Annotated in this window: 20 protein-coding genes; 15 read left to right on the top strand and 5 right to left on the bottom strand. The window is 56.9% G+C overall.

Going from position 1 to position 22,174, the window contains the following annotated elements; translation table 11 throughout:
• The first annotated feature begins 28 nt into the window (after positions 1-28).
• From pepP to C1N69_RS18615, 7 genes are all read left to right on the top strand, one after another.
• A complete protein-coding gene (gene pepP / locus C1N69_RS18645) occupies positions 29-1,342 on the top strand; it encodes a Xaa-Pro aminopeptidase (protein WP_095452450.1) in 1,314 nt (437 codons plus the stop codon).
• Complete coding sequence (gene ubiH / locus C1N69_RS18640) at positions 1,339-2,517, top strand: 2-octaprenyl-6-methoxyphenyl hydroxylase (protein ID WP_155031681.1); 1,179 nt, start codon at positions 1,339-1,341, stop codon at positions 2,515-2,517. Before pepP ends, ubiH begins: the two co-directional genes overlap by 4 nt.
• A 12-nt stretch (positions 2,518-2,529) precedes the next feature.
• The gene (gene ubiI, locus C1N69_RS18635) at positions 2,530-3,732 is read left to right on the top strand and encodes an FAD-dependent 2-octaprenylphenol hydroxylase (RefSeq protein WP_155031680.1); all 1,203 of its coding nucleotides are present in this window, start codon (positions 2,530-2,532) and stop codon (positions 3,730-3,732) included.
• A 396-nt stretch (positions 3,733-4,128) separates the two neighbouring features.
• Entirely contained in the window at positions 4,129-5,223 is a 1,095-nt protein-coding gene (gene gcvT / locus C1N69_RS18630; RefSeq protein WP_095441318.1) for a glycine cleavage system aminomethyltransferase GcvT, read from the top strand.
• 23 nt (positions 5,224-5,246) lie between these two features.
• On the top strand, positions 5,247-5,636 hold the full coding sequence (gene gcvH / locus C1N69_RS18625; RefSeq protein ID WP_094919342.1) for a glycine cleavage system protein GcvH: 390 nt from the start codon (positions 5,247-5,249) through the stop codon (positions 5,634-5,636).
• A 126-nt stretch (positions 5,637-5,762) separates the two neighbouring features.
• Positions 5,763-8,636 (top strand): aminomethyl-transferring glycine dehydrogenase, encoded by a 2,874-nt coding sequence (gene gcvP, locus C1N69_RS18620; RefSeq protein WP_045285853.1) that lies wholly within the window; start codon positions 5,763-5,765, stop codon positions 8,634-8,636.
• A gap of 70 nt (positions 8,637-8,706) precedes the next feature.
• Positions 8,707-9,450, top strand: coding sequence for an SDR family oxidoreductase (locus tag C1N69_RS18615; protein ID WP_045285852.1), 744 nt, complete (start codon positions 8,707-8,709; stop codon positions 9,448-9,450).
• 85 nt (positions 9,451-9,535) lie between these two features.
• Here C1N69_RS18615 and bglA read toward each other — a convergent pair whose 3' ends face one another.
• Positions 9,536-10,969 (bottom strand): 6-phospho-beta-glucosidase BglA, encoded by a 1,434-nt coding sequence (gene bglA, locus C1N69_RS18610; protein WP_128339439.1) that lies wholly within the window; start codon positions 10,967-10,969, stop codon positions 9,536-9,538.
• Positions 10,970-11,085: 116 nt separating this feature from the next.
• A complete protein-coding gene (locus C1N69_RS18605; RefSeq protein ID WP_025757752.1) occupies positions 11,086-11,817 on the bottom strand; it encodes a MurR/RpiR family transcriptional regulator in 732 nt (243 codons plus the stop codon).
• 265 nt (positions 11,818-12,082) lie between these two features.
• Here C1N69_RS18605 and trhA point away from each other — a divergent pair, with 265 nt between their 5' ends.
• Positions 12,083-12,742, top strand: a complete 660-nt coding sequence (gene trhA / locus C1N69_RS18600) for a PAQR family membrane homeostasis protein TrhA (protein ID WP_025757753.1) — start codon at positions 12,083-12,085, stop codon at positions 12,740-12,742.
• A gap of 84 nt (positions 12,743-12,826) precedes the next feature.
• Here trhA and ygfZ read toward each other — a convergent pair whose 3' ends face one another.
• A complete protein-coding gene (gene ygfZ, locus C1N69_RS18595; protein ID WP_025757755.1) occupies positions 12,827-13,807 on the bottom strand; it encodes a tRNA-modifying protein YgfZ in 981 nt (326 codons plus the stop codon).
• Between the two features lie 294 nt (positions 13,808-14,101).
• Here ygfZ and sdhE point away from each other — a divergent pair, with 294 nt between their 5' ends.
• Positions 14,102-14,368, top strand: a complete 267-nt coding sequence (gene sdhE, locus C1N69_RS18590; protein ID WP_025757757.1) for an FAD assembly factor SdhE — start codon at positions 14,102-14,104, stop codon at positions 14,366-14,368.
• Positions 14,349-14,759, top strand: a complete 411-nt coding sequence (locus tag C1N69_RS18585) for a protein YgfX (protein WP_025757758.1) — start codon at positions 14,349-14,351, stop codon at positions 14,757-14,759. Before sdhE ends, C1N69_RS18585 begins: the two co-directional genes overlap by 20 nt.
• 6 nt (positions 14,760-14,765) lie before the next feature.
• Here the strand turns inward: C1N69_RS18585 and fldB are convergent, their stop codons facing one another.
• Positions 14,766-15,287, bottom strand: coding sequence for a flavodoxin FldB (fldB, locus tag C1N69_RS18580; RefSeq protein WP_008499710.1), 522 nt, complete (start codon positions 15,285-15,287; stop codon positions 14,766-14,768).
• Positions 15,288-15,388: 101 nt separating this feature from the next.
• On the opposite strand from fldB, the gene xerD reads away from it, so the two are divergent.
• The 5 genes from xerD to lysS all read left to right on the top strand — a co-directional run bounded on the left by xerD (position 15,389) and on the right by lysS (position 21,482).
• Positions 15,389-16,285: a site-specific tyrosine recombinase XerD gene (gene xerD, locus C1N69_RS18575; RefSeq protein WP_028016949.1), complete on the top strand. Its 897-nt coding sequence runs from the start codon at positions 15,389-15,391 to the stop codon at positions 16,283-16,285.
• Between the two features lie 28 nt (positions 16,286-16,313).
• Positions 16,314-17,027 carry a bifunctional protein-disulfide isomerase/oxidoreductase DsbC gene (dsbC, locus tag C1N69_RS18570; protein WP_047959419.1) on the top strand — a complete coding sequence of 238 codons (714 nt, stop codon included), beginning with the start codon at positions 16,314-16,316 and terminating at the stop codon, positions 17,025-17,027.
• 5 nt (positions 17,028-17,032) lie between these two features.
• Positions 17,033-18,766: a single-stranded-DNA-specific exonuclease RecJ gene (gene recJ, locus C1N69_RS18565; protein WP_155031679.1), complete on the top strand. Its 1,734-nt coding sequence runs from the start codon at positions 17,033-17,035 to the stop codon at positions 18,764-18,766.
• Positions 18,767-18,856: 90 nt separating this feature from the next.
• Positions 18,857-19,955, top strand: a protein-coding gene (prfB, locus tag C1N69_RS18560; protein ID WP_095908218.1) for a peptide chain release factor 2 whose coding sequence is annotated in 2 segments (ribosomal slippage) — positions 18,857-18,931 and positions 18,933-19,955 — 1,098 coding nt in all. Because the reading frame shifts where the segments join, the coding sequence is not laid out codon by codon here.
• Positions 19,956-19,964: 9 nt separating this feature from the next.
• Entirely contained in the window at positions 19,965-21,482 is a 1,518-nt protein-coding gene (lysS, locus tag C1N69_RS18555) for a lysine--tRNA ligase (protein ID WP_047959417.1), read from the top strand.
• A 38-nt stretch (positions 21,483-21,520) separates the two neighbouring features.
• Here the strand turns inward: lysS and idi are convergent, their stop codons facing one another.
• Complete coding sequence (gene idi, locus C1N69_RS18550; RefSeq protein WP_025757767.1) at positions 21,521-22,063, bottom strand: isopentenyl-diphosphate Delta-isomerase; 543 nt, start codon at positions 22,061-22,063, stop codon at positions 21,521-21,523.
• Positions 22,064-22,174: the final 111 nt, after the last annotated feature.

Genomic DNA, 22,174 nt, shown 5'->3' with positions numbered 1-22,174 from the left:
AAATAACGCACAGGAGGGTGTCATGGTTATCTCGAGTCAAGAGTATTCGCGCCGCCGTCAGGCGCTGCTGGCAAAAATGCAGCCGGGCAGCGCCGCGCTGATTTTCGCTGCGCCCGAAGTGACGCGCAGCGCCGACAGCGAATATCCCTATCGCCAGAGCAGCGATTTCTGGTACTTCACCGGCTTTAACGAGCCGGAAGCGGTACTGGTGCTGATTAAGAGCAATGACACTCACAACCACAGCGTGATTTTTAACCGCGTGCGCGATCTGACGGCCGAAATCTGGTTTGGCCGCCGCCTGGGGCAGGAGGCCGCACCGGAAAAACTGGGCGTTGATCGTGCGCTGGCATTTAGCGAAATCAACCAGCAGCTTTACCAGCTGCTTAACGGCCTCGACGTGCTCTATCACGCGCAGGGCGAATATGCGTACGCCGATGAGATTGTTTTCACCGCGCTGGATAAGCTGCGCAAAGGCTCGCGGCAGAACCTCTCCGCGCCCGCTACCCTCACGGACTGGCGTCCGGTGGTGCATGAGATGCGTCTGTTCAAATCTGAAGAAGAGCTGAACGTGATGCGCCGTGCGGGCGAAATCAGCGCCCTGGCGCACACCCGCGCCATGGAGAAATGCCGTCCCGGGATGTTCGAATATCAGCTGGAAGGCGAAATTCACCACGAATTTAACCGTCACGGCGCGCGTTATCCCTCTTACAACACCATTGTTGGCGGCGGGGAAAACGGCTGCATTCTGCACTACACCGAAAACGAAAGCGCGCTGCGCGATGGCGATCTGGTGCTTATCGATGCTGGTTGCGAATATCAGGGCTACGCGGGGGATATCACCCGCACCTTCCCGGTGAACGGTAAATTTTCACCGGCACAGCGCGCTATTTACGACATCGTGCTGGAATCCCTTGAGACGGCGCTCAACCTGTATCGCCCGGGGACCTCCATGCAGGAAGTGACCGGCGAAGTGGTACGCATCATGATTACCGGTCTGGTCAGGCTCGGGATCCTGAAAGGGGATGTGGAGACCCTGATTGCTGAAAATGCGCATCGACCGTACTTCATGCATGGCCTGAGCCACTGGCTGGGGCTGGATGTCCATGACGTTGGTGCGTATGGCGCCGACCGTTCGCGCGTGCTGGAGCCGGGCATGGTATTAACCGTGGAGCCGGGGTTATATATCGCGCCGGATGCCGACGTGCCTGAAGAATACCGCGGGATTGGCATTCGTATTGAAGACGACATTGTCATTACCGAAACCGGTAATGAAAACCTGACCGCGAGCGTCGTGAAAAACGCTGACGATATCGAGGCGCTGATGGCAGCGGCGCGCGCATGAGCGTGATCATCGTGGGTGGCGGCATGACCGGGGCCACGCTGGCGCTGGCCATTTCGCATTTGACGCAGGGCCAGCTTCCGGTGCACCTGGTGGAAGCCGTTGCGCCAGAGGCGTCGAATCACCCCGGTTTTGATGCCCGCGCCATTGCGCTGGCGCAGGGAACCTGTCAGCAGCTTGCGCGTATTGGTATCTGGCAGGCGATAGCCGACCGTGCCACGGCGATCGGTACTGTTCACGTCAGCGATCGCGGCCATGCTGGCTTTGTCACGCTGGAGGCGCAGGATTACCGTATTGATGCCCTGGGTCAGGTCGTTGAGCTACACGATGTGGGTTTACGTCTGTTCCGCCTGCTTCAGGATGCGCAGGGCGTGACGTTGCATTGTCCGGCACGCGTGGCAAGCGTAAGCCGCAGTGAAGCGTCGGTCAGCGTGACGCTGGAAAACGGCACCGTGCTGGATGGCCAACTGCTGGTTGCCGCAGACGGTTCGCGCTCGGCGCTCGGCACCCAGTGTGGCGTGGAGTGGCGCCAGCAGCCTTACGGGCAGGTGGCGGTTATCGCCAACGTCTCTACTGCTGCAGAACACAACGGCAGGGCGTTTGAACGCTTTACGCAGCATGGTCCGCTGGCGATGCTGCCGATGTCGAACGGTCGCTGTTCTCTGGTCTGGTGTCACCCGCAGGATAAGGCGGAAGAGGTTAAGGCCTGGTCAGACGAACGTTTTTGTACCGAGCTGCAAAAGGCGTTTGGCTGGCGGCTGGGGCGCATTACCCATGCCGGCAAGCGGACGGTATATCCTCTTTCGTTAACCACCGCGTCGCAGTCCATTTCCCATCGTCTGGCGCTGGTCGGTAATGCCGCGCAGACGCTGCACCCCATTGCGGGGCAAGGTTTCAACCTTGGATTACGCGACGTGATGAGTCTGGCAGAAACGCTTTCGCAGGCGTGGGGCGAGCAAAAAGACTGTGGCGCATATCAGGTGCTCAGCCATTACCAGAAACGACGCCAGGCGGATAAAGAGGCGACAATCGGTGTCACCGATGGCCTGGTTCATCTGTTTGCCAATCGCTGGGCGCCGCTGGTTGCGGGCCGCAACCTCGGGCTGATGGCGATGGAACTATTCATACCGGCACGTGACGTGCTGGCGCAGCGGACTCTTGGTTGGGTCGCGCGTTAAGGAGTTATCACCGTGCAAAATGTTGATGTCGCTATCGTTGGCGGCGGTATGGTTGGACTGGCGCTGGCCTGTGGTTTACAGGGCAGCGGCCTGCGCGTGGCGGTGCTGGAACAAAAGCAGCCCCAGCCGGTAGCCCAGGATGCGCCGCCGGAACTGCGCGTCTCGGCAATCAATGCGGCCAGCGAAAAGCTGCTGACGCACCTTGGCGTCTGGCCGGATATCGTGGCGCAGCGCGCCAGCTGCTATCACGGCATGGAAGTGTGGGACAAAGACAGCTTTGGTCATATTGCTTTTGATGATGAAAGCATGGGCTACAGCCACCTTGGCCACATTATTGAGAATGCCGTTATTCATCATGCGCTGTGGCAAAAAGCGCAGTCCTGTAGCGATGTCACCCTGATGGCACCCGCGCAAATCCAGCAGGTGGCGTGGGGGGAAAACGAGGCATTTATTACCCTGCAAAGCGGCGACATGCTGACCGCGCGTCTGGTGGTGGGGGCTGACGGGGCGAACTCCTGGCTGCGTAATAAAGCCGATATCCCGCTGACCTTCTGGGATTACCGTCATCACGCGCTGGTCGCGACGATCCGCACCGAAGAGCCGCACGGCGGCGTGGCGCGGCAGATTTTCCACAACGACGGCATACTGGCGTTCCTGCCGCTTGCCGATCCGCACCTGTGCTCGATTGTCTGGTCGCTGGTGCCGGAGAAAGCCCTGCAGATGCATGAGGCGACGCCGGACGCCTTTAACCAGGCGCTGTGCGTGGCGTTTGATAACCGCCTTGGCCTGTGCACGCTTGAGAGCGAGCGGCAGGTGTTCCCGCTAACTGGCCGTTACGCGCGCCAGTTTGCGGCGCACCGTCTGGCGCTGGTGGGGGATGCAGCGCATACCATTCATCCGCTGGCCGGGCAGGGGGTTAACCTTGGCTTTATGGACGCGGCGGAGCTGGTAGAAGAGCTGCGTCGTTTGCATCGCGAAGGGAAAGATATCGGTCAGCATCTCTATCTGCGTCGCTACGAACGCAGCCGCAAGCACAGCGCGGCGGTGATGCTGGCGGGCATGCAGGGCTTCCGCGAACTGTTTGCCGGGGCCAATCCGGCGAAAAAACTGCTGCGCGACATTGGCCTCAAGCTTGCCGATACCCTTCCGGGTGTTAAACCCCAACTCCTTCGTCAGGCGATGGGTCTGAACGACCTGCCGGACTGGCTACGCTAATTTAGACCCCCGTCACACTTTATTTTCCCGGCCTCTGCGCCGGGGAAATTTCCTCGTTTGAAATATTCTAATTTCACGCCATTTTTCGCATTAGATAATCTAATGCCGCGTTTTTCGGGTTACGGAAATTCAGCCCGTTTTTCCGCATGAAATATCACCATGTGCTAAATCCTGTTAGCGCGATGTTAATTTTGTGCGGGGTTAATCGCATTTTTCCAGTGAATAACTCTGTAGGCTTTTCAGCGTTTTTTGGTCATAAGCTAATGTGATGACCCGTTTTACCTTATGGTTAACCGCCGGTTTCGGTGGTAAGTTCAGGTAAAAGAGAACGTTTGCGTCGGGCCTGATAACGGGGCCGATACCGGGTTTCACGGTGAATTTTTCAACGAGGACAAGATGGCTCAACAGACTCCTTTGTACGAACAGCACGTGTTATGCGGCGCCCGCATGGTGGACTTCCACGGCTGGATGATGCCGCTGCACTACGGCTCGCAGATTGATGAGCACCACGCGGTGCGCACCGATGCCGGTATGTTCGACGTGTCCCATATGACGATTGTCGATCTGCACGGTAGCCGCACCCGGGAGTTTTTGCGTTATCTGCTGGCAAACGACGTCGCCAAACTAAAAACGCCGGGTAAAGCGCTCTATACCGGCATGCTGAATGCCTCTGGCGGCGTGATTGACGACCTTATCGTTTATTACTTCACCGAAGATTTCTTCCGCCTCGTTGTAAACTCCGCCACCCGCGAAAAAGACCTCTCCTGGATCACCCAACACGCCGAACCGTATGCCATCGACATCACCGTCCGTGACGATCTGTCACTGATTGCCGTGCAGGGGCCGAACGCGCAGGCGAAAGCCGCGTCTCTGTTCAACGATGAGCAGCGTAAAGCCACTGAAGGCATGAAGCCGTTCTTCGGCGTGCAGGCGGGCGATCTGTTTATCGCCACCACCGGCTACACCGGCGAAGCAGGCTACGAAATTGCGATGCCGAACGAGAAGGCCGCTGATTTCTGGCGTGCGCTGGTGGAAGCGGGCGTGAAGCCGGCTGGCCTTGGCGCGCGCGATACGCTGCGCCTGGAGGCAGGCATGAACCTCTACGGTCAGGAGATGGATGAAGGCGTCTCTCCGCTGGCCGCTAACATGGGCTGGACCATCGCATGGGAACCGGCTGACCGTGACTTTATTGGCCGTGAAGCGCTGGAGATGCAGCGCGAGAAGGGCACTGAACAGCTGGTTGGCCTGGTGATGAAGGAAAAAGGCGTACTGCGCGGCGAGCTGCCGGTGCGTTTTACCGATGCTGACGGCAATCCGCGTGAAGGCGTGATCACCAGCGGGTCCTTCTCCCCGACGCTGGGCTACAGTATTGCACTGGCACGCGTGCCGGCAGGCATTGGCGAAACGGCGGTGGTGCAAATCCGCAACCGCGAAATGCCGGTCAACGTGACCAAACCGATTTTTGTTCGCGCCGGTAAGCCGGTCGCCTAACTATTTTTATCAGGAGAACTTCAATGAGCAATGTGCCAGCAGAACTGAAATACAGCAAAGAACACGAGTGGCTGCGCAAAGAGGCGGACGGCACTTACACCGTCGGGATCACCGAGCATGCGCAAGAGCTGCTGGGCGACATGGTGTTTGTTGACCTGCCTGACGTGGGCACGACCGTGAGCGCGGGCGACGACTGCGCGGTGGCGGAGTCCGTCAAAGCGGCATCCGATATCTACGCACCGGTAAGCGGTGAAATTGTCGCTGTCAACGACGCGCTGAACGACTCCCCGGAGCTGGTCAACAGCGAGCCTTATGAAGGCGGCTGGATCTTCAAGATCAAAGCCAGCGACGAATCGCAGGTTGCCGCGCTGCTGGATGCGACCGCGTACGAAGCCCTGTTAGAAGACGAGTAAGCCATTATCCCTCTCCCCTTTGGGGAGAGGGTAGGGTGAGGGGAACAGACGACACCCTCACCCCAGCCCTCTCCCTCATGGAGAGGGAGAAAACACATTCACTGCACGTTTCAGGAACCATCGCTCATGACACAGACTTTAAGCCAGCTTGAAAACCGTGGCGCCTTCATTGAACGTCACATTGGGCCGGATGCTCAGCAACAGCAGGAGATGCTGAAGACGGTTGGCGCGGATTCATTAGACGCACTGATCGGCCAGATTGTGCCAAAAGACATCCAGCTTGCCACACCGCCTCAGGTGGGTGAAGCCACCACGGAGTTCGCCGCACTGGCGGAGCTGAAGGCTATCGCCGGCCTCAACAAGCGCTTTAAGTCTTACATTGGCATGGGCTACACCAACGTGCAGTTGCCGCCGGTCATCCTGCGAAACATGCTGGAAAACCCGGGCTGGTACACCGCCTATACCCCGTATCAGCCAGAAGTCTCTCAGGGTCGCCTGGAAGCGCTGCTGAACTTCCAGCAGGTGACGCTGGATCTGACCGGAATGGACATCGCTTCCGCGTCTCTGCTGGATGAAGCTACCGCGGCTGCCGAAGCCATGGCGATGGCGAAGCGCGTCAGCAAGCTGAAAAATGCTAACCGTTTCTTCGTGGCGGCGGACGTTCATCCGCAGACGCTGGACGTGGTGCGTACCCGAGCGGAAACCTTCGGCTTTGACGTGATTGTCGACGACGCTGATAAAGTGCTGGATCACCAGGACGTCTTCGGCGTGCTGCTGCAGCAGGTGGGGACCACCGGTGAAGTTCACGACTACGGCGCACTGATTGCCGAGCTGAAATCCCGTAAAGTGGTGGTCAGCGTTGCCGCCGATTTTATGGCGCTGGTGCTGCTGACGGCCCCGGGTAAACAGGGGGCGGATATTGTCTTCGGCTCTGCACAGCGCTTTGGCGTGCCGATGGGCTACGGTGGCCCACATGCGGCGTTCTTCGGCGCGAAAGATGAATTCAAACGCTCCATGCCTGGCCGTATTATCGGCGTTTCAAAAGACGCTGCCGGTAACACTGCGCTGCGCATGGCGATGCAGACTCGCGAGCAGCATATCCGCCGCGAGAAAGCGAACTCTAACATCTGTACCTCGCAGGTGCTGCTGGCCAACATCGCCAGCCTGTACGCCGTGTTCCACGGCCCGGCTGGCCTGAAACGCATTGCCAGCCGCATTCACCGTCTGGCCGATATTCTGGCCTGCGGCCTGCAGCAGAAAGGCCTCAAACTGCGCCATGCCCACTACTTCGACACGCTGTGTGTGGACGTGGCGGATAAAGCGGCAGTGCTGGCTCGCGCGAATGCCGCAGAGATCAACCTGCGCAGCGACATCCACAACGCCGTCGGCATTACGCTGGATGAAAGCACCACCCGCGACGATATTCTCAACCTGTTTAACGTGCTGCTGGGTGACGCGCACGGTCTGGACATTGACGCGCTCGACAAAGAGGTTGCGCTCGACAGCCGCTCCATTCAGGACAGCATGCTGCGTAATGACGCGATCCTGACGCACCCGGTCTTTAACCGCTACCACAGCGAAACCGAGATGATGCGTTACATGCACTCTCTGGAACGCAAAGATCTGGCGCTGAATCAGGCGATGATCCCGCTGGGCTCCTGCACCATGAAGCTGAACGCCGCGGCAGAGATGATCCCAATCACCTGGCCTGAGTTTGCCGAGCTGCACCCGTTCTGCCCGCCAGAGCAGGCGGAAGGCTATCATATGATGATCAATCAGCTTTCCGACTGGCTGGTGAAGCTGACCGGTTACGACGCGCTCTGCATGCAGCCGAACTCCGGCGCGCAGGGTGAATACGCGGGCCTGCTGGCCATCCGTCATTACCATGAAAGCCGTAACGAAGGGCACCGCGATATCTGCCTGATCCCAAGCTCCGCGCATGGCACCAACCCGGCCTCCGCTCAGATGGCGGGCATGGAAGTGGTGGTCGTGGCGTGCGATAAGAACGGCAACATCGATTTGGCCGACCTGCGTGCGAAAGCCGAGCAGGCAGGCGACAAGCTCTCCTGCATCATGGTGACCTATCCGTCCACCCACGGCGTGTACGAAGAGACCATCCGTGAAGTGTGCGAAGTGGTGCATCAGTTCGGCGGTCAGGTATACCTCGACGGCGCGAACATGAATGCTCAGGTAGGCATTACTTCTCCGGGCTTTATCGGCGCGGACGTGTCGCACCTGAACCTGCACAAGACCTTCTGCATTCCGCACGGCGGTGGCGGTCCGGGCATGGGGCCAATCGGGGTGAAAGCGCACCTGGCGCCGTTTGTCCCAGGCCACAGCGTCGTGCAGATTGAAGGCATGCTGACCCGTCAGGGGGCGGTCTCTGCGGCACCGTTCGGCAGCGCTTCTATCCTGCCAATCAGCTGGATGTACATTCGCATGATGGGCGCGGAAGGGCTGAAAAAAGCAAGCCAGGTGGCGATCCTGAATGCCAACTACATTGCGACTCGACTGAAGTCGGCCTTCCCGGTCCTCTATACCGGCCGTGACGGTCGCGTGGCGCACGAGTGCATCCTCGATATTCGTCCGCTGAAAGAGCAGACCGGCATCAGCGAGCTGGATATCGCCAAGCGCCTGATCGACTACGGCTTCCACGCGCCAACCATGTCGTTCCCGGTAGCGGGCACGCTGATGGTGGAGCCAACGGAGTCCGAAAGCAAAGCCGAGCTGGACCGCTTTATCGACGCGATGCTGGCCATCCGCATGGAGATCGATCGCGTGCAGGACGGCGAGTGGACGCTGGAAGATAACCCGCTGGTTAACGCCCCGCACACTCAGCACGAAATGGTGGCCGAGTGGAACCACGGCTATTCCCGCGAGCTGGCGGTCTTCCCGGCAGGTGTGGCAAACAAATACTGGCCGACCGTGAAGCGTCTGGATGATGTGTACGGCGACCGTAACCTGTTCTGCTCCTGCGTACCGATGAGCGAATACCAGTAATCGCGCGGGTGAAGTCATATAAGCCGGGTAAGGCGAAGCCGCCACCCGGCTTTTTTATTGGGAGAAGAGAATGGGTATTGCACTTGTGACCGGCGCGAGCCGCGGCATCGGGAAAGCCACCGCGCTGCAGCTGGCACGCGAAGGCTATACCGTGGCGGTAAATTATCATCACAACATCAAGGCCGCGACGGACGTTATCAACCAGATTGTCAATGCCGGAGGGAAAGCCTTTGCCGTTCGCGCAGACATCAGCGATGAAGCTCAGGTGCTGGCGATGTTTGACAGCCTCGATCGTGATGGCGAGCCGCTTACCGCGCTGGTCAATAATGCGGGGATCCTGTTTGAACAATCGACTATCGAGAATTTGTCCGCAGAGCGCATTAACCGCGTACTGGCAACTAACGTCACGGGTTACTTCCTCTGCTGCCGGGAAGCGGTCAAGCGCATGTCTTTTAAACATGGCGGCAAGGGCGGGGCGATAGTGAATGTCTCGTCAGCGGCGTCCCGACTCGGTGCACCAGGCGAATATGTTGATTATGCCGCGTCCAAGGGAGCGGTTGACTCTCTGACCACCGGCTTAGCGCTGGAGGTAGCGGCGCAGGGTATTCGCGTAAACTGTGTACGACCGGGGCTGATTTATACCGATATCCATGCCTCAGGCGGGGAACCGGGCCGCGTGGACCGGGTGAAATCGTTACTGCCGATGCAGCGCGGCGGGCAACCGGAAGAGGTGGCCCAGGCGATTGTCTGGCTGCTGAGCGAGAAGGCGTCGTACGTGACGGGGAGTTTTATAGAGTTGGCGGGCGGGAAATAACCCCCTCACCCTAACCCTCTCCCCAATGGGGAGAGGGGATCAATCGTAGGCCGGTGCAAGCGTAGCGCCGCCCGGCGTTACGGAGTTAAAGTTTCTCGCCGTTGCTGGCAATCACGCCTTTATACCACTCGAAGCTTTTCTTACGGGAGCGCGACATGTCGCCCGTACCGTCGTCGTGTTTGTTCACGTAGATAAAGCCGTAGCGCTTGCTGTACTGACCGGTGGTGAACGACACGCAGTCGATACAGCCCCACGGCGTGTAGCCCATCAGATCCACGCCATCATGGGTCACGGCTTTGATCATCTCTTCCACGTGAGCGCGCAGGTAGTCGATGCGGTAGTCATCGTTGATGCTGCCGTCTTCTTCGACTTTATCGTAAGCGCCGAAGCCGTTTTCCACGATAAACAGCGGCTTCTGGTAACGCTCGTACAGTTCGCACAGCGAATAGCGCAGGCCCACCGGATCAATCTGCCAGCCCCAGTCGGAGGCCTTGACGTGCGGGTTTGGCACGCTGCCTTCAAAGCCCGAAATCGCATCTCCGGTGCCGCCTTCCGCTTTGACCGCGTTGGTCATGTAGTAGCTGAAGCCTAAGTAGTCGCAGGTACCTTCACGCAGGATCTGTTCGTCACCTGGCTCCATCCTGATGGAGAAGCCACGACGCTCCCACTCATTCAGCACGTAAGACGGGTAGTAACCGCGAAGCTGGACGTCGGTAAAGACATAGCGCTCGCGCATCGATTCCTGGGCGAACATCACGTCTTCCGGTTTGCAGGAGAAGGGATAGAGCGCCACCATGGCCAGCATGCAGCCGACTTTCATCTCCGGGTTGATACGGCGCGCGGCTTTTACCGCCAGGGCGCTGGCCACAAACTGGTGATGCAGCACCTGGTACATGGTCTCTTCCGGGTTGTCGTGATCGGTATAAACCACACCTGAGCAGCAATAGCCGAACAGCGGTGCACGCCAGTTACGCTGGTTATTGATTTCGTTGAAGGTCATCCAGTATTTGACCTTGTTTTTGTAGCGTTCAAAAACCACTTCCGCGAAGCGCACAAAGAAATCGACCACTTTACGGTTGGTCCAGCTGCCGTACTCCTGCACCAGGTGCAGCGGCATTTCGAAGTGGGAGAGGGTGATCACCGGTTCGATGTTGTATTTCAGCAGCTCATCGAACATGTCGTCGTAAAACTTCAGCCCTTCTTCGTTGGGCTGCGTTTCATCACCTTTCGGGAAGATGCGCGTCCAGGCGATGGAGGTGCGGAAACATTTGAAGCCCATCTCGGCGAACAGCTTGATGTCTTCTTTATAGTGGCCGTGGAAGTCGATGGCCTCATGATTGGGGTAGTATTTACCCGGCACCACCTCCTGGGTGATCTCACGCGGCACACCGTGTGCGCCGCCGGTCAGAACATCACAAATGCTCGGCCCTTTACCGTCTTTATTCCAGCCGCCTTCCACCTGGTGAGCGGCAACGGCACCACCCCATAAAAAATCTTTTGGTAAGGTTAATTTTTTCATCGCTGCTATTCTCAATAAATGGCTTACTGGCATCGAGTCTAGCAAAGCGGAATTAAATGTCACGATATAACAATTTGCACTCAATGTGATTTGTTACATCAAAAAAACAGGATGTTTTATTCTGTCAGTTTCTTCGCCAGTTTACGGCCGAGAGATTCCAGAATATAGATGACGGGAATTTGCGTGGTAATATCGTAAACGCCCGCAATACGCGTCTGGGGGACATGCCAGGAGAGATTAAAATCCGCCAGTTTTGCCAGACGCGAGTGCTCGTGGCTGGTAATAGAGAGCACCTTACAATGGTGCAGGCTGAACTGGCTGGCGAAGCGCAGGATCTCTTCGGTCTCACCTGAGACGGAAAGGACAATGGCAAGTGCATTTTTCGCCATGTCATTGGTCACAGGGAAATACGGATCGTCGATATGGTTGCTGAATTTTCCAATATTTGAGAAGAAGCGTGCACCATATTTCGCCAGCGATCCAGATGTACCAGCGCCGACAAATATAATTCGCTCTGAAGATAAAATAATATCGACTGCATCATCCAGTAACGCATCGAACTCTTCGTTATTCACGCTCTTAAAAAAGCTGATAATTTCGCTGGCACCGAAATTCGCCTGTTGGGGCTCATTTTGCTCTAAATAGAGCTTAAAGCGCACGCGAAACTCCGAATAGCCTTCGCAGTTGAGTTTGCGGCAAAAGCGCAGGATCGTGGTGGTGGAGACCCCCGCCGCATCCGCCAGTTCGCGGATGGTCATGTACATCACTTTGTCACGGTTTTTAATAACATAGTTATAGACCATCATCTCAAGGTTATTGAGACTGGCAATGACGGAGTGGGTGAACATACTCACAATGGCATAACTCTCATTCAGACCTTATCTCCCCATCATAACATGCAGCCAGACGGCACGATCCATTTTTATACCTTTGATTCATAATGATTAAATTTTTATGTGAACAAATGTTAGGTGAAAAATTTATTTATGCCTATGATTTTTAGGTATAAATTCTGAAATGAAATTATTTTAGCTAACAGGTGTTCACTGGAATCATTCTCAGTTAGCATAGTGATGCGATGAATAATCATCTTTTGTTTTCCCGGAGTTTTGTATGGTGAGTAGACCATTAATCGCACAGGGATATTCGCTGGCTGAGGAGATAGCCAACAGCATCAGCCACGGCATTGGCCTGGTGTTTGGGATTGTCGGTTTAGTGTTATTGCTGGTACAGGCGGTGGATACCAACGCCAGCGCGATGGCCATTACCAGCTACAGCCTGTATGGCGGGAGCATGATCCTGTTGTTCCTGGCCTCGACGCTGTATCACGCTATCCCGCATCAGCGGGCCAAGATGTGGCTTAAGAAATTTGACCACTGCGCTATCTATCTTCTTATTGCAGGTACCTATACGCCGTTTCTGCTGGTGGGGCTCAACTCACCGCTGTCGCGCGGCCTGATGATTGTTATCTGGAGCCTGGCGCTGCTGGGGATCCTGTTTAAGCTGACCATCGCGCACCGCTTCAAGGTGCTGTCGCTGGTGACTTATCTGACGATGGGCTGGCTGTCGCTGATTGTGGTGTATCAGCTGGCCGTCAAACTGGCGGTAGGAGGCGTGACCCTGCTGGCCTTAGGTGGCGTGGTGTACTCGCTCGGTGTGATTTTCTACGTCTGCAAGCGTATCCCCTACAACCATGCCATCTGGCACGGCTTTGTGCTGGGGGGCAGCGTGTGCCATTTTCTGGCGATTTATTTGTATGTGGGGCAGGTGTAGTTTTTTGTCGGGTGGCGGCTTCGCCTTACCCGACCTACGGGATCTGTAGGCCCGGTAAGCGCAGCGCCACCGGGCGATACAGCATCACTCTTCCAGAGAATACGGCAGCGGCTCAATGCTCAGCGTATTCGCGTCGTCACGCACGCGGAACACGCTGTCGGCTTCCATGTCGTTATTCATCACCGCCTGCACCAGAAGACGTCCGTCATCCAGCTGTACGGCGGCTAACACGGTGCCGGTACGGCGCCAGTTATCACCCATCTTCAGCTCGAGATCTTCACCGGCTTCCGGTACGCGGCTGGCGTGGCCTGCCAGCGTCCACAGCGCACGTTTGTTTGCTCCGCGGAATTTTGCCCGCGCGACCATCTCCTGGCCGGTGTAACAGCCTTTTTTAAAGCTGATGCCGCCCAGCGCCTGCAGGTTGGTGGCCTGAGGAATAAACTGCGCGCTGTTGGCCGCGTCAATGACCGGCAGGCCCGCTTCGATATTCAGCGCCAGCCACTGCTGGCTGTTATTGAGCTGCGCTTCGCCGCGCAGCGCCTCGGTCACGCGCTCGGCCGTTGCGGCATCCGTGACTAACAGGAAACGCTCCGCCGGGTGTTCAAACCACAGAATGGACGTCGCGCCTTCGCTGACCACCTGCTTTTCTGCATCCGGCAGTTCACTGAACAGGTTTTTCAGCGCCGCACGTGCCTGGAAGCCGGCCACGCCCAGCAGGACATGTTCATCGTCCGGGGCGATAGTGACTTTGGAAAAGACGGCGTACTTTTTCAGCTCTTTGAGCTGTGCGTCACGCAGGCTGCGACGCTCAATAAAGGCAAAGCCGTCCTGACGGCGGAACAGACGCAGGTTGCTCCACATCTTGCCTTTTGGGTCGCAGTGCGCCGCCAGCAGGTGCTGGTGTTCGGTCATCTGGCTGACGTCGGCTGTCACCTGGCCCTGCAGGTATTTTTCGGCGTCGGCACCGGTGAGGGTTGCCAGCGCCCAGTCATCAAGAGAAATAAGCGTCAGCGGCAGACGCGCAGAGGCGGCGGGCTGGCGAGGAGAAAATGGTGTAAATGCCATAACGATATCCTGAATTGCTTAACGCTTTGATAATGCCTAATGGTAAAAGAGCCTGCAGGCAATGCAAGCGCTTTCAACAGGCCATTTGTGCCTTAAACCGCTTATGCGTAGCGCCACGCAAAATAGTGTAATCCGCTGTCTTCGTAGGGTTTATTCTGGAAGCTGACTCGTTGATCGCAATATTCCAGTAAAGAAACGGTCAAAAACACGTTACACTAACGAGTGTCCCCGTAGAGAAATAAAGAACACTGAACGGGGCGCCGACTGTGCCAAACGTAATGCAGGAAACTGAACATGGATATTAACAACAAGGCCCGTATCCACTGGGCGTGTCGTCGCGGCATGCGTGAGCTTGATATTTCCATCATGCCTTTCTTTGAATATGAGTATGACAGCTTAAGCGATGAGGATAAGCATCTGTTTGTTCGCCTGCTTGAGTCTGACGATCCGGATTTATTCAACTGGCTGATGAACCACGGCAAACCCGCCGACACCGAGTTGCAACGGATGGTGCAATTAATTCAAACACGGAATCGGGAACGTGGTCCTGTGGCAATCTGATCTTCGCGTCTCATGGCGCTCGCAGTGGATGTCGTTATTGCTCCACGGCCTGGTTGCGGCCATTGTGCTGCTGATGCCATGGCCGCTGAGCTACACGCCGCTGTGGCTGCTGCTACTGTCGTTTGTTGTATTTGACAGCGTACGCAGCCAGCGTCGCATCAATGCCCGTCAGGGAGAGATCAAATTACTGATGGATTCCCGCCTGCGCTGGCAGGGAACAGAGTGGGATATCCTCGGTATGCCCTGGATGCTCAATACCGGCATGATGTTACGGTTACGCAAGGTAGAAGGCGGACGTTGCCAGCATCTGTGGCTGGCCGCTGACAGTATGGATGCGGCCGAGTGGCGAGACCTGCGCCGTATGCTGTTGCAACAGACGACGCAGGGGTAATGCGCGTTAGCTAAACTTTTCCGCCATTTCGCCAAGAATCTGCTCGCACCAGGTTTGTAGGCGTTCATCGCTGAGATCGTACTGGTTGGTTTCATCCAGCGCGAGCCCGACAAACAGTTCGCCGTCGGCAATAATCGGTTTTTTACTGGTGAACTCGTAACCTTCGGTTGGCCAGTAGCCGATGAACGACACCCCTTTCGGCGCCAGCTTATCGTGCAGCATGCCCAGGGCATCCAGGAACCACTCCCCGTAACCCAGCTGATCCCCCATGCCGTACATGGCAATGATTTTGCCGTCGAGATTGACTGAATCGAGTTGATCCCAGATGGCTTCCCAGTCTTCCTGTATTTCACCGAAATCCCAGGTTGGGATGCCGAGGATCAGCACATCGTACTGTTCCATCAGCGCGACCGCGTCATCTTTCAGGTTATGCAACGTCACCAGTTCCGGGCCAATGATGTCGCGAATTTTTTCTGCCGCCATTTCGGTGTAGCAGGTGCTGGAACCATAGAACAGACCAATATTCATCGCGTAACTATCTCAATTCTTGCGTTGACTTTGCGCGTAGTGTACCAGAAACCGGTCACAATCAGGCATAATGGCCTGACTGCAGAATCAAAGGGGCTGACGTGGAAAAGGATCTCGCACTGATCGAACAGTTTCTCGATGCACTGTGGCTGGAGAAAAATCTGGCCGAGAATACCCTCAGTGCCTACCGTCGCGATCTCACCATGCTGGTGGAGTGGCTGGCGCACCGGGGGTTATCCCTTGCGAGCGCGCAAAGTGACGACCTGCAGGCGCTGCTCGGGGAACGTATCGCGGGGGGGTACAAAGCCACCAGTTCCGCACGTTTGCTCAGCGCCATGCGTCGGCTGTTCCAGCACCTTTACCGGGAGAAGATCCGCGAAGACGATCCCAGTGCGTTGCTGGCATCGCCGAAACTCCCGCAGCGGCTGCCGAAAGATCTCAGCGAAGCACAAGTTGAGAGATTATTACAGTCACCGGCAGTTGACCTGCCGCTGGAGTTACGCGATAAAGCCATGCTTGAGCTATTGTATGCTACCGGCTTGCGCGTTTCGGAACTGGTTGGCCTGACGATGAGCGATATCAGCCTGCGTCAGGGCGTGGTGCGCGTAATAGGTAAAGGTAACAAGGAACGGCTGGTACCGCTGGGTGAAGAGGCGGTGTACTGGCTGGAAACGTACCTGGAGCACGGCCGTCCGTGGTTGCTCAACGGTGCGTCTATCGACGTCCTGTTCCCGAGCCAGCGCGCCCAGCAGATGACGCGGCAAACGTTCTGGCATCGCATCAAGCATTACGCCACACTGGCGGGTATCGACAGTGAAAAGCTGTCGCCGCACGTATTGCGTCACGCCTTTGCGACGCATCTGCTGAACCATGGCGCCGATCTGCGCGTGGTGCAGATGCTGCTGGGACACAGCGATCTTTCCACGACGCAAATTTACACCCATGTCGCGACGGAACGCCTGCGGCAGCTACACCAACAGCACCACCCTCGAGCGTGAGTGCCGACGAATTGTAACAGGATCAACTATGAAAAAGTCTTTCGCGCTGTTCACCCTGCTGGCAGCCTCATTTACCGGTTTCGCCCATGCGGATGACGCCGCCATTAAACAGTCGCTGGCGAAGCTTGGCGTCACCAGTAGCGATATTCAGCCAGCCCCGGTTGCCGGCCTGAAAACGGTGCTGACCAACAGCGGCGTGCTGTACGTCACCGAAGACGGCAAACATATGATTCAGGGCCCGCTGTACGATGTGAGCGGCGCGCAGCCGGTCAACGTCACCAACCAGCTGCTGATGAAAAACCTGAACGCGCTCGAAAAAGAGATGATCGTCTATAAAGCGGCGCAGGAAAAACACGTTATTACCGTCTTCACCGACATCACCTGCGGCTACTGCCACAAGCTGCATGAAGAGATGAAAGACTACAACGCGCTGGGCATTACCGTGCGTTACCTGGCTTTCCCGCGTGCAGGCGTGCAGAGCCAGCCGGAGAAGGACATGAAGGCTATCTGGTGTGCGAAAGACCGCAACAAAGCGTTTGATGATGCGATGAGTGGGAAAGAGGTTAAGCCTGCGTCCTGCGACATCGACATTGCTAACCACTACGCGCTGGGTGTGCAGTTTGGCGTGAACGGTACGCCTGCGATTGTGCTGAGCAACGGTTACGTTGTTCCGGGCTATCAGGGACCGAAAGAGATGAAAGAATTTCTCGATGCCCACCAGAAACAGTTTGGTGGTAAATAATCCGCGTGAAAGCCCCCATAAAATTGCGCCGCCGTGAGGCGGTTGAACCGGTTGATTTGCCAGACGATCTCTCACCGCTGCTGAAGCGCCTCTATGCCAGCCGCGGCGTGCGCCGCGCTGAGGATCTTGAACGCAGCGTGAAAGGGATGCTGCCCTGGCAGCAGCTGAACGGTATCGAAAAAGCGACCGAGATGCTCTACGACGCGCTGCGCGAAGGCACGCGTATTGTGGTGGTAGGGGATTTCGATGCCGACGGCGCCACCAGCACCGCGCTGAGCGTACTCAGCCTGCGCGCGCTGGGCTGCGATAGCGTCACCTATCTGGTGCCGAACCGTTTTGAAGACGGCTACGGCCTCAGCCCGGAAGTGGTCGATCAGGCCCACGCCCGCGGTGCGCAGATGATCATGACCGTGGATAACGGCATCTCCTCCCATGCGGGGGTCGATCATGCCCATCAGCTGGGGATCCCGGTGCTGGTCACCGATCACCACCTGCCGGGCGAAACGCTGCCTGCGGCGGAAGCGATCGTTAACCCAAACCTGCGCGACTGTGAATTTCCCTCCAAAGCTCTCGCGGGCGTAGGCGTGGCGTTTTATCTGATGCTGGCGCTGCGCACGCTGCTGCGTGATAAAGGCTGGTTTGAATCCCGCGGGATTGCCGTACCGAACCTGGCCGAATATCTCGACCTGGTGGCGCTGGGTACCGTCGCGGACGTGGTCCCGCTCGATACCAATAACCGTATCCTGACCTGGCAGGGCTTAAGCCGTATCCGGGCAGGCAAGTGCCGTCCTGGGATCAAGGCGCTGCTGGAGATTGCCAACCGCGACCCGCTCAAGCTGGCGGCAAGCGATCTCGGCTTTGCCCTCGGGCCGCGCCTGAACGCTGCCGGACGACTGGACGATATGTCCGTCGGGGTCGCGCTGCTGCTGTGCGACAACATCGGTGAAGCGCGCGTGCTGGCCAACGAGCTGGATGCCCTGAACCAGACCCGTAAAGAGATTGAGCAGGGGATGCAGGCTGAAGCGCTGACCCTGTGTGAAAAGCTGGAGCGCAGCGGCGATACGTTGCCGGGCGGCCTGGCGATGTATCATCCCGAGTGGCATCAGGGCGTGGTCGGCATTCTGGCGTCACGCATTAAAGAGCGTTTCCACCGGCCGGTGATTGCCTTTGCACCTGCGGGCGACGGCACGCTGAAAGGCTCCGGCCGCTCGATTCAGGGTCTGCACATGCGCGACGCGCTGGAGCGGCTCGATACGCTCTACCCGGGTCTGATGATCAAGTTCGGCGGCCATGCGATGGCGGCGGGTTTGTCCCTTGAAGAGGCGAAGTTCGACGAGTTTCAGCGTCTGTTTGGTGAGCTGGTCACCGACTGGATTGACCCGGCCCTGTTGCAGGGAGAAGTGGTGTCCGATGGCGAGCTCTCACCGCTGGAGATGACGATGGAGGTGGCGCAAATGCTCCGCGATGCGGGTCCCTGGGGGCAGATGTTCCCGGAACCGTTGTTCGACGGCCGTTTCCGTCTGCTGCAGCAGCGTATCGTCGGCGAGCGTCATCTGAAAGTGATGGTTGAGCCGGTCGGCGGCGGGCCGCTGCTGGACGGCATTGCCTTCAACGTGGACACGTCGATATGGCCGGATAACGGCGTGCGCGAAGTTGAACTGGCGTACAAACTGGATATCAACGAGTTTCGCGGTAACCGCTCCCTTCAGATCATCATCGACAATATCTGGCCAATTTAGCGGCAGTAATCTCTATAAAAAAGGGCGTGGATTCGGTACAATCCCGCTCTTATCACCGCATTTTGACTAGTCCATAAAAGAAAACAGACCATGTTTGAAATTAATCCGGTAAAAAACCGTATTCAGGACCTCACGGAGCGCTCTGACGTTCTTAGGGGGTATCTTTGACTACGATGCCAAGAAAGAGCGTCTTGAAGAAGTAAACGCCGAGCTGGAACAGCCGGACGTCTGGAACGAACCTGAACGCGCACAGGCGCTGGGTAAAGAGCGTTCCTCTCTCGAAGCTATCGTAGATACGCTGGATCAAATGGCTCAGGGGCTGGAAGATGTTTCCGGTTTGCTGGAGCTGGCTGTAGAAGCCGACGACGAAGAAACCTTTAACGAAGCCGTAGCAGAACTCGACGTGCTGGAAGAGAAGCTGGCGCAGCTTGAATTCCGTCGTATGTTCTCCGGCGAATACGACAGCGCTGACTGCTATCTCGATATTCAGGCAGGTTCTGGCGGTACCGAGGCGCAGGACTGGGCCAGCATGCTGATGCGTATGTATCTGCGCTGGGCTGAAGCGCGCGGTTTCAAAACCGAAATTATCGAAGAGTCTGAAGGTGAAGTGGCTGGTATTAAGTCCGTCACCATCAAGATCATTGGCGACTACGCCTACGGCTGGCTGCGTACCGAAACCGGCGTACACCGTCTGGTGCGTAAGAGCCCGTTCGACTCCGGTGGCCGTCGTCATACCTCCTTCAGTTCCGCGTTTGTTTACCCGGAAGTGGATGAAGACATCGATATCGAAATCAACCCGGCGGACCTGCGTATCGACGTTTACCGCGCGTCCGGCGCGGGCGGACAGCACGTTAACCGTACGGAATCTGCGGTACGTATTACCCACATTCCAACCGGGCTGGTCACGCAATGCCAGAACGACCGTTCCCAGCATAAGAACAAAGACCAGGCCATGAAGCAGATGAAAGCGAAGCTTTATGAGCTGGAGATGCAGAAGAAAAATGCTGAGAAACAGGCGATGGAAGATAATAAGTCTGACATCGGCTGGGGCAGCCAGATCCGTTCTTACGTCCTTGATGACTCCCGCATCAAAGACCTGCGTACCGGGGTTGAAACCCGCAACACGCAGGCGGTGCTGGACGGCAGCCTGGACCAATTTATCGAAGCAAGTTTGAAAGCAGGGTTATGAGGAACCAACATGTCTGAACAACAAGCACAGGGCGCTGACGCGGTAGTCGATCTTAACAACGAACTGAAAACCCGCCGCGAGAAGCTGGCAGCGCTGCGTGAGCAGGGCGTGCCGTTCCCGAACGATTTTCGTCGTGACCATACCTCAGACCAACTGCACGCTGACTTCGACGCGAAAGAGAACGAAGAGCTGGAAGCGCTGAACATCGAAGTGGCCGTTGCAGGCCGCATGATGACCCGCCGTATCATGGGTAAAGCCTCCTTCGTGACTCTGCAGGACGTTGGCGGCCGCATTCAGCTGTACGTGTCCCGTGACGATCTGCCGGAAGGTATCTACAACGAGCAGTTCAAGAAGTGGGACCTGGGCGATATCCTGGGCGCGAAAGGTAAACTGTTCAAAACCAAAACCGGTGAACTGTCTATCCACTGCACCGAGTTGCGTCTGCTGACCAAAGCCTTGCGCCCGCTGCCGGACAAATTCCACGGCCTGCAGGATCAGGAAGCGCGCTATCGTCAGCGCTACCTGGATCTCATCTCTAACGATGAATCCCGCAAGACCTTCAAAATTCGCTCCCAGATCATGGCCGGTATTCGCCAGTTCATGGTTAACCGCGACTTTATGGAAGTGGAAACCCCGATGATGCAGGTGATCCCAGGCGGCGCGTCTGCGCGTCCGTTCATCACCCATCACAACGCCCTGGACCTGGACATGTACCTGCGTATCGCGCCGGAACTGTACCTGAAGCGTCTGGTGGTCGGTGGTTTTGACCGCGTGTTTGAAATCAACCGTAACTTCCGTAACGAAGGTATCTCCGTTCGTCATAACCCAGAGTTCACCATGATGGAACTCTATATGGCGTATGCAGATTATAAAGACCTGATCGAGCTCACCGAATCCCTGTTCCGTACGCTGGCGCAGGATATTCTAGGCACCACCCAGGTCCCTTACGGTGAAGAAGTCTTCGACTTCGGCAAGCCGTTCGAAAAACTGACCATGCGCGAAGCGATCAAGAAATACCGTCCGGAAACCAACATGGCGGATCTGGATAACTTCGATTCTGCAAAAGCGATCGCCGAAAGCATCGGTATCAAGGTTGAGAAGAGCTGGGGTCTGGGTCGTATCGTAACTGAGATCTTCGAAGAAGTGGCCGAAGCGCACCTGATTCAGCCGACCTTCATCACCGAGTATCCGGCTGAAGTTTCTCCGCTGGCGCGTCGTAATGACCAGAACCCGGAGATCACTGACCGCTTTGAATTCTTCATCGGCGGCCGTGAAATCGGCAACGGCTTTAGCGAGCTGAACGATGCGGAAGACCAGGCTCAGCGTTTCCAGGACCAGGTTGATGCGAAAGCGGCAGGCGACGACGAAGCGATGTTCTTCGACGAAGACTACGTGACCGCGCTGGAGCACGGTCTGCCACCAACGGCGGGTCTGGGGATTGGTATCGACCGTATGGTGATGCTGTTTACCAACAGCCACACCATCCGTGACGTGATCCTGTTCCCGGCGATGCGCCCGGTGAAATAAGTCTAACCGACGTAAAAAAAGCCCCGAAAGGGGCTTTTTTATTGCGCGGCGAACGCTCTGAGGGCGTCTCGTGCGGCCGTCGCTTCCAGCACCATCCACGGGCTAAAGCTCCAGGGCGCGGCATCGAGGGCGTGGAATAACGACTCCAGCGTAACCCACTCGAACGCCATCACTTCATCGTGGTTAATCCGCAGTTCGCTGGTGATGCGTGCTGCGAATACCGGGCAAATCTCGTTTTCAACGATCCCGGAAGGATCGGTTTCACGGTAACGAAACTCGGACGCCACGGGGGTAATATCGGTAATTTCAGCGCCGATCTCATAGCGGCAACGTCGGATAATGGCCTCTTGCGTCTCTTCACCCGATTGCGGATGCCCGCAGACGGAGTTCGTCCAGACGCCCGGCCAGGCTTTTTTGCTTAACGCGCGCCGGGTTACGAGACATTCACCGTTGTCGTTAAACAACCAGGAGGAGAACGCCAGATGCAGAGGGGTTTGGGTCGTGTGCGCGGCGTACTTTTCCTGAGTGCCAATCACCTTTCCCTGGTCGTTTACCAAAATAACGTGTTCTTGAATACTCATTCCTGCTCCAGTGCCAACGATGCGGATGGTTCTGCACCATCAGCAGAGCAGCATTATACGGCATTCTTATACGAACGGTTTGTCTCCAGGAGCGGAAAAGGGCTGACCCTT

The organism is Enterobacter sichuanensis, assembly GCF_009036245.1.
Classification (GTDB): Bacteria; Pseudomonadota; Gammaproteobacteria; order Enterobacterales; family Enterobacteriaceae; genus Enterobacter; species Enterobacter sichuanensis.
The sequence above is the reverse complement of the archived record's forward strand: the minus strand, read 5'-3'. Positions and strand labels throughout refer to the sequence as shown.